Below are 18,106 nucleotides of genomic sequence, written 5' to 3'. Positions count from 1 at the left end.
ACCGCTTTTGCCGTTTACCGTTTGTTTATTATTGTTGTTCGAAACTCACGATAAATAAGTGGATAATTGTATCAACTCATACCAAGGCCTTGCAAAAAATCGCCGTACTTAGCGACGAGCGCTTGACTAAGCCTATGATTTTCAAAGCTTTGAAGATTCGGATCGCGAAGCAGGATTTCGCGGGCTTCCTGCTGCATGCGAGCGATAAGGCGGGTGTCACCGAGATCGGCCACTTTCAGTTCGGGCAGCCCGGACTGGCGGGTCCCGAAAAAGTCGCCGGGACCGCGCAGTTGCAGGTCTATTTCGGCCAGTTTGAAGCCGTCGGTCGTCGAACACAACGCCTGTAGGCGCTCGCGGGTTTCCGGGGTGCGGGCGTCGGAAACCAGGAGGCACCAGCCTTGCTCGTTGCCGCGCCCTACACGCCCGCGCAGCTGGTGCAGTTGGGCCAGCCCGAAACGCTCGGCGTCGAGAATAATGATGGTGTTGGCGGCGGGTACGTCGACGCCCACCTCGATGACCGTCGTGGCCACCAGGACCTGCGTTTCCCCCGAGCGGAAGCGCTGCATGACGGCGTCCTTTTCCCTGCCCTTCATGCGCCCGTGCAGGAGATCGAGGCGCAAGTCCGGCAGGACCTCTTTGGACAGCCGCTCGGCCAGCTCGGAGGCGGCCCGGACTTGCAGGCTCTCGGATTCCTCAACCAGCGGGCAGACGACGTAAACCTGGCGCCCGGCGCGCGCTTCGCGCCTTACAAAACCCCACACGTCGTTGAGCCGGCTGCTGGCGACCAGCCTGGTTTTAACGGGCAGGCGGCCGGGAGGCATCTCGTCCAGAACAGAGACGTCGAGGTCGCCGTAAAGAGTCAGGGCCAGGGTGCGGGGGATCGGCGTCGCGGTCATTACCAAGGTATCGGTGATGTGTCCCGCGCCCTGCAGCAGCATCCGCTGCCTGACCCCGAACCGGTGCTGCTCGTCAATTACGGCCAGGCCCAGGTGCCTGAACCTTACCTCGTCCTGAATGAGGGCGTGGGTACCCACGACGACCTGTACGGCTCCGGAAGCGATGTCCTCCAGAACGGCCCTGCGCTCCGCCGGCCTCAGCCCCCCCACAAGATAGCCGACCTTGACGCCCAGCGGCCCCAGCATTTCCCGCAGGCGGCTGCAGTGCTGCTCGGCCAGGATCTCGGTAGGCGCCATCATGGCCCCCTGATGCCCGTTCTCCACCGCTTTCAGCAGCGCCAGCGCAGCGATGACCGTTTTCCCGGAACCCACGTCCCCCTGGAGGAGACGCTGCATGGGCCGGCCTTGCTGCATGTCCAGGGATATCTCGCGCCAGACCCGCTTCTGCGCGCCGGTAAGCGTGAACGGCAGCCCTTCCAGCAAGCCAGCCACCAGCGGGCCGTCCTCCCCGTGGCGGTGTGCTTTAACGCGGGCCCCGATGCCCAGCCGTTTCCTGGCCAGGGCCAGCTGCAGCAAAAGCAGTTCCTCGCAGGCGAAACGGCGCCGCGCTGCTGCCGCTTTTTCCAGGGAGGACGGAAAATGAATCACTTCCAGCGCTTCGGGCACACGCGGCAAGCCGTAGCGCTCCAGGAAGGAATCGGAAAGGGTTTCCCCAATGGACGGCGCCCACTCGTCAAGCGCCTGACGGATAATCCGCCGCAACGTCTTCTGAGGCAGCCGGTCGGTTGAGGCGTAGACCGGAACGATACGCCCGGCACTCAGAAGGTCATTCCCTTCGACGACCTCGTGTTCCTGAACGGCAATCTCGTAACTGTTCAGGAAGCGGCGCAGCCTCCCCACGACAAAAACCCGTGTGCCCTTGCGCAGTTGCTGAAAAACGTAAGGCTGGTTGAACCAGGTGGCGTAGAAGACCCCCGTACCGTTGTCAAGCGCGAACTTGGTGATTTTAAGCCCGCGTCTCGGCTGGTAATCCTCACCGCCGAGCACGATTCCCGAAGCCGTAACGATCTCCCCAACCATTTCCGGAACAAGCCTGGAGGCGACCCGCCGGTCCTCGTACCTGCGGGGGAAGTAATAAAGCAAATCGCCGACGGTGAACACGCCGAGCCGGGCCAAAAGCCTGGCCCGTGACGGCCCCACGCCTTTCAGATACTGGATGGCAAACGCAAAGGGATCGGCCATGAACTCGCTCCCCCATCGGAATCCTGTCCTATATTTTGACATCGACGGACTCCCAGCCTTCTTAGCCGCACAAAGTCATACAGCCAAATTGACGGAGATAGGTAAACTCTGTTACCCTACCAATAGGTAAGAAAATACATGTTGCTGGTATCGGCAAATTGATTCGGGCATACTATAGCGGATGAGATAGTTAAGGGTGGTCTGAGATGCCTACTGTCGCAATGCCGCGGGCAATGTCCTATTATTATCTTTACCCCTTTTTTGCCGCTTTCTTTGAACATATCGGGGTTGACTTGATCGTCTCTCCGCCGACGACAAAGCAGACCCTCAACAAGATGGAGGTCTGCCCGACCGACGAACCCTGCCTGGCCGTAAAGCTGCTTTTCGCGCACGCCCAGGAACTCCTGGACGCGGGCCACAAACAGCTGCTCGTGCCCTGCCTGGTCAGCATGGAGCCCAAAAACTTCTGCTGCCCGAAGTTTATCGGCGTGCCCTACATGGTCAAGCACGCGCTAAGCAAAAAAATCAAGATACATATCCCCGAGATCAACCTGTTCGCCAACAGGGACGATTGGAAGGAAAGCTTCGTCCGCATAGGGTCTTCTTTCAACGTGGGCCGCCAACGGGTCCTTCGGGCGCTGCGCGAGGCCTGGCGGGCGCAGGACTTGTACGAGCTCGCCTGCGTCGACCAGCGGCTTACCGGTCCCGAAGCCTTCGCCTACCTCAGGGGCCAAAAGCCCTGCCGGCGCGAGCATCCTCAAGACACGCCAGCGGTCGGCGTTATCGGCCACCCCTATATCCTCTACGACACCTTCACCATCGACATTTTAAAGAGCTTTCGCGATTACGGCAAAGTGATTACGGCGGAGATGGTCCCGGCGGCCGAGGCGCGGCGCCAGGTGGCGGGGCTTCTCGAAGGCGAACGGCTCTGGAGTTTCGAAGCCCGGATCCTGGGGGCGGCCTTGTACCTGCTCCGCAACAACCTTGTGCAAAAACTTGTCCTGGTGGGCTCCTTCGAATGCGGCCCGGAATCGGTGATCGAAGGCTATGTCGAAGACGAGGCGGCCAGGCGCGGCGTGCCCTTCCTGCTGCTGACCGTCGACGAGCACACCGGGGAAGCGGGCCTGCAAACACGGATCGAGGCTTTTATGGACGTGCAGCCGCTGGAGTCGCTGAAAACAGCCGGCCGGCCCGACGAAAACCGGCCCCTCGAAGTTTCGGCCGCGACAGTCCCCGGCGTCCGCGCGGAGGAGTTTATTATCGGCATGCCGACGATGGGGCACCTCGACGTCGCCATCCGTTCCGCCCTTGTCGAATGCGGGATCAAGTCGTTAAAGACGCCGCACGCCAGCAAGGAAATCCTCGAACTGGGCAAGGAACTGGCCCCCGAGTTCGTCTGCCTGCCGTTCACCATCACGCTGGGGCAGATGCGCTGGCTGCTGCAGAACGGGGCCACCAACATCCTGATGGTCGGCGGCAAGGGCAAGTGCCGTCTCGGCTGGTACGCCCAGATCCAAGACCAGCTGTTGAGAAAAATCGGCCACGACTTCAACATGCTGATCATCGATTCCCCCTTCCCGCTCGGCGAGCGCTGGTCTAACTTCCGCTCGGTTATCAAGAGGACAACCAGGGACGCTTCCTGGCTCAAGATCCTGCGTGCGCTTTACTTCGGCTACCACAAAATGGCGGCCATCGACGAAGCCGAGCGGATATGCCACCGTATCCGGGCCTTTGAAAGCAAGCGCGGGTCGGTAGACAGACTCTTCCGGCGCTTTATCAGGGACATCGAAAACGCTTCGCTCACCGAAACTGTTTGGGGATTGGCCCGCGATTTCCGCGAGGCGGCTGCGGCCATCCCGCTGGAGGACACCAACCCGGTCCGGGTGCGCATCGTCGGGGAAATCTGGGTTGTGCTCGAGGCTTACGTCAACCACCACCTGGAGGAGATGCTCGGGCGCTACGAAGATCCCCGCGTTTGGGTGGACCGCGAGATTTCGGCGACGAGCTGGTTCCACCAGCATCTCTTCCCGACACGGAAAGCCACCGAAAGAAAACACGTCATCAAGGAAGCGGCCAACCGCTACCTCGGCACGGACCCCGGCGGTCACGGCCACAAGAGCGTGGGATTAACGGCCCTGGCCGGGAGCGAGGGCATCGACGGGATCATCCACCTGATGCCCTTTACGTGCATGCCCGAAATCGTGGCGCAAAACATCATGGTGAAGATGTCGCAGGAACTGGACATACCCGTTTTGACTTTCATCATCACCGACCAGACGGGCGAAGCCGGGTTTGAAACGCGGGTCGAGGCCTTCCTCGACATCCTCAAGGACCGCGCGCCGCAAGACCCAGCACTCAATTCGAAGAGTCATTTAACTCCAAAGCTAAATGTTAGTCCCAGACGCTAAAAGGTTAGATCTACCGCAACTTGACTCCCCTACTTGAGTGCTAGAGGTTCGGGTGCACTGAGCGCATTCCTGAACAGGAATGCCTCTAGTCCCAACGCTCAATGCTCAAATGCTCAATGCCGGTCGTCGGCAGGGTTACTTAATAACGGCTTCACCTTGAAACAGGGGGAAATAAGCCTTTTGGGAGGTCATTATGGGCTACTTTTTGGGTATCGACGTCGGCAGCGTAACTACCAAACTGGCCCTCATCGACGAGAACAAGAACCTCGTCTACAACTCGTACATGCGTACCGAAGGAGGCCCCATCGATGCCATCCAGCGGTCGCTGGTGACAATGTACGGCACCCTGGGTGAAGTGCCCGTAAACGGCGTGGGCACGACCGGAAGCGGCAGGCGGCTGGCCGGGATCATGGTGGGCGCCGACATCGTGAAGAACGAGATTACAGCCCATGCCATGGCCGCCCGTCATTTCCGTCCCGACGTGCGCACGGTGATCGACATCGGCGGGCAGGACTCCAAAATCATCTTCTTCCGGGACGGCGTACCCGTGGGGTTTAACATGAACACCGTCTGCGCCGCCGGCACCGGCTCTTTTCTGGATCACCAGGCTGTACGCCTGGGCATACCCATCGAAGAATTCGGCGAATACGCCCTGCGCTCCAAGAGCCCCATCAAAATCGCCGGCCGGTGCGGTGTGTTCGCGGAATCCGACCTCATCCACAAGCAGCAGATGGGCTATAAAAAGGATGACCTCATCGCCGGTCTTTGCCTCGCCCTGGTCGGCAATTACCTGGCCAATGTCGCCCGCGGGCACAGGATCGAACCCCCCGTAATGTTCCAGGGAGGCGTGGCGGCCAATGTCGGCATCCGCGCGGCCTTCCAACAGCGCCTGGGCATGGAGATCATTGTGCCGGAACACTTTAAAGTCATGGGTGCTTTCGGTTCTGCTCTGCTGGCCAAACGCAACTTTGAGCGCCGCCGTATATCTTCAAACTTCCGCGGTCTGTCCCGGATCGCCTCCTTCACGTGCACGCCCCGTACCTTTGCCTGCACTGATTGCCCGAACAACTGCGAGGTCAACGAGTTTTACATCAGCGGTGAGCTCGTCAGCCGCTGGGGCTCAAAGTGCGGGAAATGGTTCAACCTGAACCTGTCGTCCGAAAACCGCCACGAAGAACGGGAAGCTCCCCTGCATGCGTGATTTTTTGCTTGCGCCTCCTCTTCGGATCTGGTAGAATTTTAGCGTGGTTTTGTTTGAAGGAGGTGGACGATTTGGCTAGAAAATGCGAGATTTGCGGCAAGGACGCCGAGGTAGGGATGCAGGTCAGCCACTCCCACATTCGGACGAAGAGACGCTGGAACCCGAATCTTCAGCGGGTCAAGGCCATCGTTGACGGACGGCCGGTACGGATCAAGGTTTGCACCCGCTGCCTCCGGAGCGGGAAGGTCGTACGGGCCATTTAGGTAATCTTCCGCGCCATACGGGAACATAAGGAAACGGCTCATTGAGCCGTTTTTATTTTTCCATAAATACCGCTCACCCTATATATACAGTGCCTAAAATACGCAATTACACTGCGTTTTGCCTGGTTCCCTCCACGGTGTTTGATAATCCCAGCCAGTCAAGCTATGTGACAAAATACTTAAAAATTAAGTATTGACTGGCAAACCACCGCGTAATATTCTATTAGTGATACATATACATGTATGGGTATATAGGAGGGATTATATGCCGGGCTTATCCCGCCGCGAATTCCTGAAGCGCACGGTCGCCGCCGGCGCCATCGGCGGCATGGTTTTGAGCGGCGCCGACAAGCTGGGGGCGGCCGAGGCTGCTGCAGGCCAATTCGGCACTTTCATCGACCTCACCAGATGCGACGGCTGTAAAGACCTGGAGACGCCCCGATGCGTCAGCGCCTGCCGCCGGGAAAAAACGCCTCAATTTCCCCAGCCCGCCGAGCACATCGAGTATTACTGGCCCAGAAAGAAGAAGGAAGACTGGTCAGGCAAAAAGCAATTGACCAACCGGCTGACCCCCTACAACTGGTCTTTCGTGCAAACGGTCAAGGTGGAACACCAGGGCGAGGTACGGGAGATTCACCTGCCCCGCCGGTGCATGCACTGCGACAACCCGCCTTGCGCCAACCTGTGCCCTTTCGGCGCCCAGTCCAAGTCCCCTGAAGGTCCGGTGCTGATTAACAAGGAACTCTGCCTCGGGGGCGCCAAATGCCGGGACGTGTGCCCCTGGGGTATCCCCGCGCGTCAGGCCGGCGTCGGGCTTTATATGAAAATCGCTCCCAAATACCTGGGCGCAGGGGTCATGTACAAGTGCGACCTTTGTTACAGCCGTATCACGGCAGGCCGGCCGCCGGCCTGCGTCGAGTCCTGCCACAAGAAAGCCGTCGTCTTCGGCGAAAAGGAAGAGATGCGGGCCCTTGCCCATCAAAAAGCAAGGAAAATCGGCGGATTCATTTACGGCGAAACGGAAAACGGAGGCACCTCGACCTTCTACGTTTCACCCGTTCCCTTCACGAAAATCCACAAGCAGCTGATGGACCAAAAGGCCGAACAACCGGTTCCTGACGCTCCCGGATTTCCCGGAATGCCCCCCGGCGTCGACAACTTCCTGAATACGGCCAACGGGGCGGCACTGGGGATGCTGGTCGCTCCCGTCGCGGGTGTTGTGGCGGCAGGCTTTGCGGCCTACAAGACAATGAAGGGAGAAAAACAATGAGCGAAAGGATCATCAGGGAAAGCAACAAGGTGCAGCGCCACGGGTTTTCCGGTCCATTCGTGCACTGGACCGTGGTCTTGTCCGGCATCGCCCTTGTTTTCAGCGGCTTCGGGCAAATGCCCATGTACAAGCGCTACGGGATTTCAGGACTGCCGGGGCTGACGTGGTCGGCGGACTACTCGGTCACCCTGATGGTGCACTACGTCGCTGCAGCCGTGCTGATGTTTGCGGTCGCTTACCACGTCGCACACAGCCTGCTACTTAAAAAGACCGACATTCTGCCGCGACGCGGCGATGTGCGGGAATCGATCGTTTCGCTTGCGGCTATGTTCGGCCTGGGGAAAGAACCGAAAAGTGACAAATACCACGCTAAACAGCGCCTTGCGTACGCCTACATCGCTTTCTGGATGGCGATGATCATTCTAACCGGCATAATCAAAGTCATTAAGAACCTGCCGGCAGTCTATCTTCCGGCGTCAAGCATCTGGCTGGCCGACAACCTGCATACGCTGGCCACGTTCATGCTGATCTTCGGGGTTGCGGCTCATCTTGGAGCCTTCCTCTTTAAGCAAAACCGCCCGTTAATCCGAGGCATGTTCACCGGCAAGGTCGACCTTGACTACGTCAAACACCACCACGCCCTGTGGTACGAGCGCCTTGTCGAAAAAGAAAAGCGGTCCCCGCAAAAGGGGTCCGCCACACAGTAAATTTCACCCAAAGCGTCCTAGAGAAGTTAAAGATTAAAACCGACCCTGTAATAGTAGTCCAAATGTTCATCCAGGAAGAGGTGAAGGTCCCCCAGGGTGTACACGCCTCTTTCCCGGAGCAGCTCGAGCAACTGCAAGAAAAGCTCCGCCGTAAGCAGGGCGTCGCCCAGAGCCGTGTGCCTCCCCGCAGGCTCGATCTGATGATTGGCCAGAAGGTGATCCAGGGAATGGGACGCCCACCTGGGATACAGGGCCCTGGATATGGTGCAGGTGTCGAGCGCCGGGTTGACTATCTTCCGGTTGCAGGCCTGCTGCAGCTTGCGGTTGAGGAATTCCAGGTCGAAGTCGACGTAATGGCCCACAAGGACGGTGTTGCGGAGCCAGGGCAAAAAATCCTGCAGGACGGTATAGATATCGCCGGCGCCGTCGACCATATCCGCCGTTATGCCGGTAAGCTCGGTTACGAGCAGAGGGACGTCCCTATAGGGGTTGACGAGGCGATTGAAAACCTTCCCGCGCTGGACACAGCCGCGTTCAACGGCTACGGCACCGAGCGCGATGATCTCGTCCCCTTCCGCCGGAGACAGTCCGGTGGTCTCGGTATCTACAACCAGGAAACAAACGTCCGTAAGCGGTGTCCCGCTGTCCGGCCTGGATTGACACTGGTCAAGAAGCTCCTTGAGAGTATCGGCAACCTCTGCAGCGGGAGGCGGACCGTTATATTTATTTGCCGGCCGACCGCTCCAGAAGAGTTTCATCCTACCACTCCCCGTTAGAAAACCGGTCTCCTAAACTAGATTCTAAGGTAGTTCAGCCACTGTTCGGTAAAGTTACTCGAGGTCAGCTTCTGAAGGCGGGTGATGACGGACAGAGCGTCCTTCAGCACGGCCTGCTCCCGTTTACTCAGCGCGTGCGGGTTGATGTAGTTGTCGGCCGGCAGGCCCTGCTGTCTCTTGCGAACGTTCTCCCGGATGCGGAACATCATCACCGTTTCAAAAGCGGTCTCGATGAATTCTCCGTCATCCACCGAGATGACCTTTTGCTCGACCAATTCCTTCAAGCGTCCCAGCGTGGACGTCTCGCGGATCCCGTGTTTCATGGCAAAGACGCGGATACAGTTTACGATATGCACGCACACGCTGTTTTTGAGATTAATCTGATCTTTGTAGGGACCGGATTTTTCGGTGATAAAGCCCCCGAGAAGACTCAGAGGGACCCGGTACTGAATGTCGTCGTTGGTAAGCATGTGCGAGACCTCGCGTGCCTCGTTGAAAGCGGCGAAGATCACCTCCCACAGGTCGCCGGCAAGCTCAAGACTCCCGTAAACGGGCCGGAAATCAAGGAAGATGGTCAGCATACGGATGTCCTCGGGTTCGGCCCGCGCAATCCAGCGGCGCAGGGTCTCCTTCCAGTCGTCCAGGGGCCGGCACCATTTCGGGTTGGAAGCCATGACGTCCCCCTTGCATTTCGCAAACCCGCAGGCTTCCAGGTTATCGACGATCTTGCCGCCCAGTGCAAGGAAATAACCGGATACGGCCGTCTCGCGTTCGGGCTCCGGTTTCGCGTAGATAATGGCGTTGTCCTGGTCAGTGCGCAGGGTCTGTTCCTTGCGCCCGGCGCTCCCCATGTTAACAAAGCAGTACGGCACCGGAGGCTTGCCGTAACCCTCGAGTACCATTTCTTCCTCGGCAAGGCGGATTACCTTGCGCACCAGGCGGTCGTGCAACTCGGCCATAATCGCCAGCAACTGGCGTGTGGGAGCCTTCTCGGCGACGAGGGCGTTAAGGAAAATGTCGACTTCCTTGCCGGTCTCGCGCAGACCCTCCAGGGTGTTTTCCGACTCGATGCGGTGCACAACCGAGAGCGTACCCGTGCTTCGCGCCTTCACCAGGTCCACCAGGCTGAGAATGCCGGCCAGCATCCCCCGGTCGGTGGCGGCCAGGTGTTTGACCCCATGCTTGATGACCTGCATAAGCGCTTCGTCCAAATAGGCATTAACCGGAATAGTAATGAGGTTTTTATTCATGATTTCTTCGGCGGTCATCTTGGACGGATCGGCGGACTTGGCCACCATCTTGGCCACGAGGTCCTTTTCGGTTATGACCCCGACCGGGTAGCCCGTCTCGTCGATAACGATCAAGGAACTGATGTTTTTATCGGCCATCACCTGGGCGATGTTGGACACCTTGTCGGACATCCGGCAGGTGATTACCGGAGCGGACATCAGGTCTGCGACCCGCCGACGGAACAGCGACTTTTCCACCCCGCCGTAGGCCACGTAAGACTGCTCAGCGATGATTTCGTCATACAGGGAGCGCATCCGTTCGACCATGACGCTGCTGAAATAGGCGGCAACAACGGGAAAGTTGTTGATAAACTTCTGGAAGGTGCCGACCGGGATAGCCAGGCACTCCAGCTCGTCCTTGGCCCTGACCGAGCCCGAGTAATGCTTTGCCGACCAGATCACGGTCTCCCCGAAGAGGTCTCCCCGCCGGCGGAAACCGACAACGGTTTCTATCCCGCGGTCGTTAGTCAGCGTGACCTCGGCAAGCCCGGACATCACGATAAACACGTGGCCCAGGGCGGGGTCTCCCTGCCGGAAAACGTAGGTTCCCGGCTGGAAGCGGCGGAGTTCAATACTGGAGGCCAGTTTGGCGATGTTTTCCTCGTCAAGGGCCTTAAAGGGGGTAAGCGCTTTCAGTTCCTCAACCAAGTCGTTAGGCATGCTTTCACCTCATCCAGGAGATCGTTAAAAAGACGCATCGACCACCTCGGCCAAACATCAGCTCGTCAATCAGCCAATAAGGCCCGCAGGATGGTTATATGCTATCACAATTGTCTAAATCTTTTTACACTTTGCACAGTGGCCCAGGAGCAGCCCGATTGCGTAACCTTCCATATCCTTGAATTTGCAGCCGAAAACACAGGTTTTCGCACTTTACCTGATTCCCGGCGGCTGGCGGTCAAATCTAGGCCCCGACCGGCTGATTTCCACCCTTAAAAGGTAGGTATGCCAAATAAAAAGGGATGTCCGAGACATCCCCGTTTTAATTGCGTGCTTCCTATACCAGGGCACGGAACAGGCTGGCCATTTCGATGGCGCTTTCGGCAGCCTGCCATCCTTTGTTGCCGGCTTTCGTCCCGGCGCGCTCGATGGCCTGCTCGATGGTGTCCGCCGTGATGATCCCGAAGATCACGGGGACCCCCGTGTCAAGCCCCACCTTCGCCACGCCCTTGGCGGCCTCGGCCGCGACGTAGTCAAAATGCGGAGTGGCGCCCCTGATGACGGCTCCTAGACAGATTACGGCGTCGTAACGCTGCAAAGACAGCATCTTCTTGGCGGTGAGCGGGATTTCAAAGGCTCCCGGCACCCAGGCCACATCTATGTCGTCCTGGCTTACGCCGTGCCTGACAAGGCTGTCCATGGCCCCGCCGAGAAGCCGCGAGGTGATGAACTCGTTAAAACGCCCCACTACAATCCCCACGCGCAGTCCCTCGCCAATCAGATGCCCCTCAAAAACCTTGCCCATCGGTAAGCTCTCTCCTTCTTTATTCAGTGGGTAACGACAGGAGGTGTCCCAGCTTCTTTTTCTTGGTCGCTAGATAAAAGCCGTTGCAGTCTCCCGGCGTCACTTCAATAGGTACACGTTCAACAACCTCCAGGCCGTGCCCTTCCAGGCCCCTGATTTTCCTGGGGTTATTGGTGAGCAGCCTGATCTTGGTCAGTCCCAGGTCCGAAAGAATCTGGGCGCCGATGCCGTAGTCGCGCAGGTCGGGCGGGAACCCCAGCGCCAGATTGGCCTCCACCGTATCCTTGCCCTGGTCCTGCAGCTCGTACGCCTTGATCTTGTTCAGCAGGCCGATGCCGCGTCCCTCCTGGCGCATGTACAGAAGAACGCCGCAACCCTCGCTCTCGATCATCCTCAGGGCGCGGCCGATCTGAACCCCGCAGTCGCAGCGGAGGGAACCGAAAACGTCGCCGGTAAGGCACTCGGAATGGACGCGCACCAGCGGGGCATCCACCGACTCCAGGTCGCCCTTTACAATAGCGAGATGCTCCTTGCCGTCAAGCAGGCTCTCGTACGCGTAGCAGACGAACTCCCCGTATTTGGTGGGCAGCTTGGCCGTGCCGACGCGCCGGACAAGCTTTTCCTTGCGCCGCCTGTAGGCGATCAAATCGGCGATGGTGATGATCTTCAGGTTGTGCCGCGCGACGAATTCAATCAGTTCGGGCACGCGGGCCATCGTCCCGTCTTCCTGCATAATCTCGCAGATGACCCCGGCGGGATAGCACCCGGCCAGGCGGCTGAGATCGACAGCGGCCTCCGTGTGGCCGGCGCGGCGCAAGACGCCGCCGTTCTTGGCCCGCAGCGGGAAGATGTGTCCCGGGCGCCGCAAATCCTGCGGCCGGGTTCTTGGATCAATCAGCTTCTGCACGGTGAGGGCCCGCTCGTACGCCGAGATGCCCGTGCCGGTCTCTTTGGCGTCGACCGAAACCGTAAAGGCGGTGGCATGCGGGTCGGTGTTGTTGGTGACCATAGGCATCAGCTCAAGCTGGTTGGCGCGCTCCTCGGTAATCGGCACGCAGATCAGGCCCCGGCCGTGCGTGGCCATGAAATTGATCGCTTCGGGGGTGACCTTCTCCGCGGCCATGATCAGATCGCCCTCGTTCTCGCGGTCGTAGTCGTCCACGGCTACAATCATTCTACCCTGCCTGATGTCCTCTATAGCTTCTTCAATGGTGTTGAACCTCACTAAAACACCCTCCTCTCTCCAAAGGGCAACTTACTCAAACTTATTATAGAAAACCGTGCCGGGCGAGAAAGTCGCTCGAAAGCCCCTCTTTCTTATCCTCTTCCCGGTCACGCGACATCATCCGTTCCACGTATTTGGCGATCATGTCGGACTCCAGATTGACGCTGTCCCCGACCTTTTTAAAACCCAGGGTGGTTAACCGGGCGGTGTGGGGGATGATCGACACGCGAAAACTGTCCGGCTCGTGATCAACGACGGTAAGGCTGATGCCGTCGACAGCAACGGACCCCTTTTTGACGACGTAGCACATCACCTCCGGCGGAGCCTTGACGGTGAAAACAACGGCGATGCCGTAAGGCTCGCGCCCCACGATGGTCCCGACCCCGTCGATGTGCCCGGAAACCAGGTGTCCTCCCAGGCGGTCGCCCAGGCGCATCGCCCGTTCCAGGTTCACGCGGTCTCCCGGCCGCAGGCCGCCGAGGTTGGTCTTGGCCAGGGTCTCGGCCATGACGTCCACGGAAAACTGTTGCCGGGAGAAATCGACAACCGTTAGACACACGCCGTTGACGGCGATGCTGTCCCCAAGACGGACATCCTCAAGGACGCGCCGGGCCTCGATATGCAGTTTGGCGGAGACGGCTCCCCGTTCAGTACGCTGGAGCGTTCCAAGTTCCTCGATAATGCCGGTGAACATGTTTCCTTCCCCTTAACGCTTCAGATATCCTTCCAGGCAAAGATCGTGCGCGAACCGGCGCACAGTGATGTCTTGCAGTTCCAACGCTTCCGCCATCCGCGCGATGCCCTCGCCGCCGACCGGCCCCGGCGCCGTCTCGCCGGCCACAATCTTGGGGGCGATAAACCAGACGACCTTGTCCACCAGGCCCGCCGCCAAAAAAGAAGCGTTTACCCTGGACCCGCCCTCGACCAGGACACTGGTCAATTCCCGCTCCGCCAGCGCGCGCAGGAGCGTCTGCAAATCCACCAGCGGTCCCGGCCCGCAGACCAGTATTTGCGCCCCCGCCTCCGCCAGCGCCGCAACGTTTTCCTCCGGCGCCGCTCCGGTTACGGCGATGACGGTCGCCGCCCCGCTTTCCTGCTTGAGCACCCTCGCCCCGGCAGGCGTCCGCCCCCGGCTGTCAAGAATAACGCGCACCGGGTCGCGGCCCCCTTCAGGCAGGCGCGTCGTCAGCGAGGGGTCGTCCTTGAGAACCGTTCCGACCCCCACCAGGATGGCGTCATAGATGTCGCGCAGTTCGTGCACGTAACGGCGTGATTCTTCACCGGTAACCCAGCGGGAATCACCCGTCCGCGTCGCGATTTTGCCGTCCAGGCTCATGGCCGTCTTCAAGGTGACAAAGGGGGTGCGGGTGGTAATGTACTTGATAAAGAACTCGTTGAGCCGGCGGGCCTCTTCTTCAAGGACCCCTTCCCTTACTTCGACCCCGGCTTCCCTCAACCTGGCGAGCCCGCGGCCGCTAACCAGCGGGTTGGGGTCGCGCATGGCCGCGACCACCCGCTTCACGCCGGCGGCCACAACGGCCTCGGTGCAGGGCCCCGTGCGGCCGGTATGACAGCACGGCTCCAGGGTTACATAAAGTGTTGCGCCCCGGGCCTCCCCGCCCGCGTCGCGTAGCGCTTCGATCTCGGCGTGCGGCATGCCGGCGCGGGTATGGTAGCCCTTGCCGATAATCGCCCCGTCCCGGACCAGGACGGCCCCGACCAGGGGGTTGGGGCTCGTCCGGCCCCTGGCCTGGGCGGCGAGTTCCAACGCCAGACGCATGTATGCTTCGTCCATGCAGACGTCACCCACCGATAAAGAAAATGCCGACCCTTGCCGGCAATTTACGAAGTTCAGTACGATTATAGGCTCGCGTGCAAAACGTGTCAAGCGCGCACGCTACCGACTACAGACTACCGATTACCAATATTATCCCCCGATTTGGGACATCAATTTGTCCCTGACCGGGATGATTCCGTTCTCGCTGTTGCCTTCGGGCTTGGCTTCGATCGCCCGCACTATCGCCGCTTTCAGTTCGTCATCGGCGGCCCCGGCGGCAAGCAGCGGCTTGATGTCGATCTCGTCGCCCTGGCAGAGACAGGGACGCAGCTTTCCGGCGGCCGTGAGCCGCAGCCGGTTGCAGGCCGAACAAAAGTAGCCGCTCAAAGGCGCGATAAACCCGACGGTGCCGCGCCCTCCCGGCAGCCGCCAGTACCTGGCCGGCCCGCTCCCCCCCACGGAACCCACCGGCTCGAACTGTCCGAACGCTGCAAGAAGCCTGTCCCGCAACTCGTCAGCGGAGATGAAGAGCTTTTCCGCCCAGTCGCTCCCGGTGCCGATCGGCATCAGCTCGATGAAGCGGACGTGCAGGGGCCGCTCGAAGGCCAGGCGGGCAAAGTCGTAGATTTCGTCGTCGTTGATCCCCCGCATCACCACGGTGTTCAGCTTTACCGGCTCCAGGCCGGCCTCGAGGGCCGCCTCGATCCCGTCCATAACCTCCTGCCAGGCGTCGGTCCGGGTGATCTCGCGCAAGCGCCCGGGGCGCATGCTGTCCAGGCTGACGTTGACGCGTTTCAGCCCCGCGTCCTTGAGGGGTTTGGCGTAGCGTTTAAGGAGGAAGCCGTTGGTCGTTATGGCGATGTCGTCAATACCCGGCAGGGCGGCAAGCGTCCCCGTGAGTTCGACGATGTCCGTCCGTACGAGCGGCTCGCCGCCGGTCAGGCGCAGCTTCCTGATCCCCACGCCCGTCCCCGCCCGGACCACACGCACGACGTCATCTATGGACAAGCCGCCCTCCGCGCCGGCTCCCCCTTGATCCGGTCGGCAGTAAAAGCAGCGCATGTTGCAGCGCTCGGTAACCGAAATCCGAAGGTAGGTGATCTGTCTCTGGAAGCGGTCGTACACGCCATCCTCTCCCCTCTCCTACCGAAAACAAAACCAAAGCAAAAAACGGGCTTCCCTTCGGAAAGCCCGGCAGTCAGCCGCTTAAGCCAGCCCCACCATCCTTTCCAAATGGGAGGCGCACCGGTTTCCCGACCCGCCCTGACGGCCTGGCATCCGTACGCTGACCGCGCCTTAGGGCGCCAGGCTCGGAGGTGAAGACACATTAATGTCTGTACGGTTATACTTCGTGGCCGCCTTTACGTTCTCCTGCCTATAAACCTCTTACCTCACACTTCCTTTGCGGACGGCGCAGGCATCTTCTCCAGCAGCCCTCTTACGATCTCGATCGGGAATACAATCGTGTTCGACTTGTCAGAAGCTATTTCGGTAAGCGTCTGCAGGTACCGAAGCTGCAGGGCTGCGGGTTGCGCGGCCATGATCTGCGCCGCCGCCGCCAGTTTTTCGGAGGCCTGGAGCTCACCCTCGGCATGGATGATCTTGGCCCGGCGTTCGCGCTCGGCCGCCGCCTGGGCGGCCATCGCCCGCTGCAGAGACTGCGGCAGTTCGAGGTCGCGGATCTCGACAAGGGTCACTTTGACGCCCCAGGGCTCGGTGCCCTCGTCGATGATCTTCTGCAGGCGCTGGTTGATCTGCTCGCGGTGCGCCAGCAGTTCGTCCAGTTCCGACTGTCCGAGGACGCTGCGCAGCGTCGTCTGGGCCAGCTGCGAGGTGGCGCGGATGTGGTCGAGGACCTTCAGCACCGCCTTCCCCGGGTCAACCACCCGGAAGTAGATGATCGCGTTGACCTTCACGGTGACGTTGTCACGGGTGATGGCCTCCTGGGTGGGAACATCCATCGTTATCACCCGCAGGTCGACCTTCTGCATCCGTTCGATGATCGGGATGATGAAGAAGAGGCCGGGTCCCCGCGCCCCGACAAACCGTCCGAGGCGGAAGATCACACCGCGCTCGTATTCCTGCACGATGCGCACGGCGGACGATACGAGGATGAAGCCGATGACAAAAACGACTCCCCAGAAGAAAAGAAACTCCATATTTATCCCCTCCAGTCATTTTAAAAGCTATTTTCTTTTAACATAAGCCCTGAGGCCTTCGATACGCTCGACCCTGACTTCCTCCCCGCGGTCGATCGAGCCGTCCTCACTGACGGCCTGCCAGCGTTCCCCCTCCAGCAGGATTTCACCTCTGGGGTTGAGAGGGGTCAGAACGACGCCGGTGGCCTTGTGCAACCCCTCAAGCCCGGTTTCAGCCGGTTTCTTTTGGGCTTTGACGACCGCTCGCAGAGCGAAGGCGAAAAAGGCCGTAAAGCTCACGACCACCCCGGCTATCAGGCTCCAGTTGATGCCTGGCAGGGGGGACGATTCGGAAAACAGCAGCAGCGATCCCGTGATCAGACTGCCTATGCCGGCCACGGTGAGCAGCCCGTAAGAAGCGACGAACAGCTCCGCGGCAAAGAAAGCAAAGGCGAGAATAATCAGAATGATGCCGCTCCAGGAAGCTTCCAGCGTGCCCAGGGCATAGAGCGCAAAGAACAATGAGATGACGCCGACGATGCCGGGGAAAAGTATGCCCGGGTTGAATATTTCCACCAGTATCCCCAGCATGCCCAGTGAAAGCAGCAGGTAGGCGATATTCGGGTCGGACACGGTTAGCAGGATACGCTCGACCGTCCCGGCCTCCCTGCGCTCGACGGCGGCTGCGGCCGTGCGCAGGACCTGAACCTGCCCGTCCGCCAGCTTTACCTCCCGCCCGTCCATCGCCCGCAGCAGAGCCTCGAGGTCCCTGGCCCGATAGTCAACAAGGTTGGCCTTGAGCGCCTCCGCATCGGTATAAGACTTGCTCTGGAGCACCGCCGCCTCGGCCCGGGCCGGGTTTCTGCCTCTCAGCTCGGCCAGGCTGCGGGCCCAGGCCGCCGCGTCTTCCCTTATCTTTTCCCCCGGAGCGCCTTGAATTTCTTCGCCCTGCCCGCCGACCGGATGGGCGGCCCCCATCCGGCTCCCCGGCGCCATAGCCGCGACGTGGCCCGACAGGATGATGAAGGTCCCCGCCGAGGCCGCCCAGCCGCCCGCCGGAGAAACATAAACCACTACGGGAACACGCGCGCCAAGGATGCGCTGCACGATGTCCTGAGTGGTTTCATACAATCCGCCCGGCGTATTCATTTCGATGACGCACGCCTGGTAACCGCCATTCTCGGCGGCTTGGATGCCGCGGTCAAGGTAGCGCTCGACGACGGGCACAATGGGGCCGTCGACGGTGAGGACCATGACTCTGTCCGCGTTACGGGCGTGGCCCGCACAAACGGCGACAGCCGCGGTCAGAAGCAGCGCCAACAACAGCGCAGCCCGGAACCGTGCGGCACCCGTGCCTGAAACATGCTCTGTAAGGAAGAACCTGAGTACTTTCATAACCTTATTATACTATTTTATTCACCGTCCAACCTCTGCCTGTAATTCCAGAAA

Annotated in this window: 15 protein-coding genes and 1 riboswitch; of the genes, 5 read left to right on the top strand and 10 right to left on the bottom strand. The window is 60.0% G+C overall.

Annotated elements, in window-relative coordinates:
- Positions 1–71: 71 nt before the first annotated feature.
- A complete protein-coding gene (gene recG, locus ACPV0M_RS02480) occupies positions 72–2,180 on the bottom strand; it encodes an ATP-dependent DNA helicase RecG (RefSeq protein WP_425621413.1) in 2,109 nt (702 codons plus the stop codon).
- A gap of 164 nt (positions 2,181–2,344) precedes the next feature.
- On the opposite strand from recG, the gene ACPV0M_RS02475 reads away from it, so the two are divergent.
- The 5 genes from ACPV0M_RS02475 to ACPV0M_RS02455 all read left to right on the top strand — a co-directional run bounded on the left by ACPV0M_RS02475 (position 2,345) and on the right by ACPV0M_RS02455 (position 7,987).
- On the top strand, positions 2,345–4,546 hold the full coding sequence (locus tag ACPV0M_RS02475; protein ID WP_425621412.1) for an acyl-CoA dehydratase activase-related protein: 2,202 nt from the start codon (positions 2,345–2,347) through the stop codon (positions 4,544–4,546).
- A gap of 193 nt (positions 4,547–4,739) precedes the next feature.
- Positions 4,740–5,747: an acyl-CoA dehydratase activase gene (locus tag ACPV0M_RS02470; RefSeq protein ID WP_425621411.1), complete on the top strand. Its 1,008-nt coding sequence runs from the start codon at positions 4,740–4,742 to the stop codon at positions 5,745–5,747.
- Between the two features lie 71 nt (positions 5,748–5,818).
- Positions 5,819–6,010: a 50S ribosomal protein L28 gene (gene rpmB, locus ACPV0M_RS02465; RefSeq protein ID WP_425621410.1), complete on the top strand. Its 192-nt coding sequence runs from the start codon at positions 5,819–5,821 to the stop codon at positions 6,008–6,010.
- Positions 6,011–6,275: 265 nt separating this feature from the next.
- Positions 6,276–7,280, top strand: a complete 1,005-nt coding sequence (locus ACPV0M_RS02460) for a 4Fe-4S dicluster domain-containing protein (protein ID WP_425621409.1) — start codon at positions 6,276–6,278, stop codon at positions 7,278–7,280.
- The gene (locus ACPV0M_RS02455; RefSeq protein WP_425621408.1) at positions 7,277–7,987 is read left to right on the top strand and encodes a formate dehydrogenase subunit gamma; all 711 of its coding nucleotides are present in this window, start codon (positions 7,277–7,279) and stop codon (positions 7,985–7,987) included. The genes ACPV0M_RS02460 and ACPV0M_RS02455 overlap by 4 nt, the downstream gene beginning before the upstream one ends.
- A gap of 26 nt (positions 7,988–8,013) precedes the next feature.
- Here the strand turns inward: ACPV0M_RS02455 and ACPV0M_RS02450 are convergent, their stop codons facing one another.
- From ACPV0M_RS02450 to ACPV0M_RS02410, 9 genes are all read right to left on the bottom strand, one after another.
- The gene (locus ACPV0M_RS02450; protein WP_425621407.1) at positions 8,014–8,745 is read right to left on the bottom strand and encodes a 3'-5' exonuclease; all 732 of its coding nucleotides are present in this window, start codon (positions 8,743–8,745) and stop codon (positions 8,014–8,016) included.
- Between the two features lie 35 nt (positions 8,746–8,780).
- Complete coding sequence (locus ACPV0M_RS02445) at positions 8,781–10,712, bottom strand: DUF294 nucleotidyltransferase-like domain-containing protein (protein WP_425621406.1); 1,932 nt, start codon at positions 10,710–10,712, stop codon at positions 8,781–8,783.
- A 337-nt stretch (positions 10,713–11,049) separates the two neighbouring features.
- A complete protein-coding gene (gene ribH / locus ACPV0M_RS02440; protein WP_425621405.1) occupies positions 11,050–11,517 on the bottom strand; it encodes a 6,7-dimethyl-8-ribityllumazine synthase in 468 nt (155 codons plus the stop codon).
- A 19-nt stretch (positions 11,518–11,536) separates the two neighbouring features.
- Positions 11,537–12,691, bottom strand: coding sequence for a bifunctional 3,4-dihydroxy-2-butanone-4-phosphate synthase/GTP cyclohydrolase II (locus ACPV0M_RS02435; protein WP_425622100.1), 1,155 nt, complete (start codon positions 12,689–12,691; stop codon positions 11,537–11,539).
- 94 nt (positions 12,692–12,785) lie between these two features.
- A complete protein-coding gene (locus ACPV0M_RS02430; protein WP_425621404.1) occupies positions 12,786–13,436 on the bottom strand; it encodes a riboflavin synthase in 651 nt (216 codons plus the stop codon).
- 12 nt (positions 13,437–13,448) lie between these two features.
- The gene (gene ribD, locus ACPV0M_RS02425; protein WP_425621403.1) at positions 13,449–14,537 is read right to left on the bottom strand and encodes a bifunctional diaminohydroxyphosphoribosylaminopyrimidine deaminase/5-amino-6-(5-phosphoribosylamino)uracil reductase RibD; all 1,089 of its coding nucleotides are present in this window, start codon (positions 14,535–14,537) and stop codon (positions 13,449–13,451) included.
- 132 nt (positions 14,538–14,669) lie between these two features.
- Positions 14,670–15,644: a GTP 3',8-cyclase MoaA gene (moaA, locus tag ACPV0M_RS02420; protein ID WP_425621402.1), complete on the bottom strand. Its 975-nt coding sequence runs from the start codon at positions 15,642–15,644 to the stop codon at positions 14,670–14,672.
- Positions 15,645–15,725: 81 nt separating this feature from the next.
- A riboswitch (molybdenum cofactor riboswitch) is annotated at positions 15,726–15,847 on the bottom strand.
- Positions 15,848–15,910: 63 nt separating this feature from the next.
- Positions 15,911–16,678: a slipin family protein gene (locus ACPV0M_RS02415; protein WP_425621401.1), complete on the bottom strand. Its 768-nt coding sequence runs from the start codon at positions 16,676–16,678 to the stop codon at positions 15,911–15,913.
- 27 nt (positions 16,679–16,705) lie between these two features.
- Positions 16,706–17,977: an NfeD family protein gene (locus ACPV0M_RS02410; protein ID WP_425621400.1), complete on the bottom strand. Its 1,272-nt coding sequence runs from the start codon at positions 17,975–17,977 to the stop codon at positions 16,706–16,708.
- Between the last annotated feature and the right edge of the window lie 129 nt (positions 17,978–18,106).

This window comes from Desulfosceptrum tomskiensis (assembly GCF_049818055.1).
In the GTDB taxonomy this organism is placed as follows: Bacteria; Bacillota; Desulfotomaculia; order Desulfotomaculales; family JASEER01; genus JBFLVT01.
The sequence above is the reverse complement of the archived record's forward strand: the minus strand, read 5'-3'. Positions and strand labels throughout refer to the sequence as shown.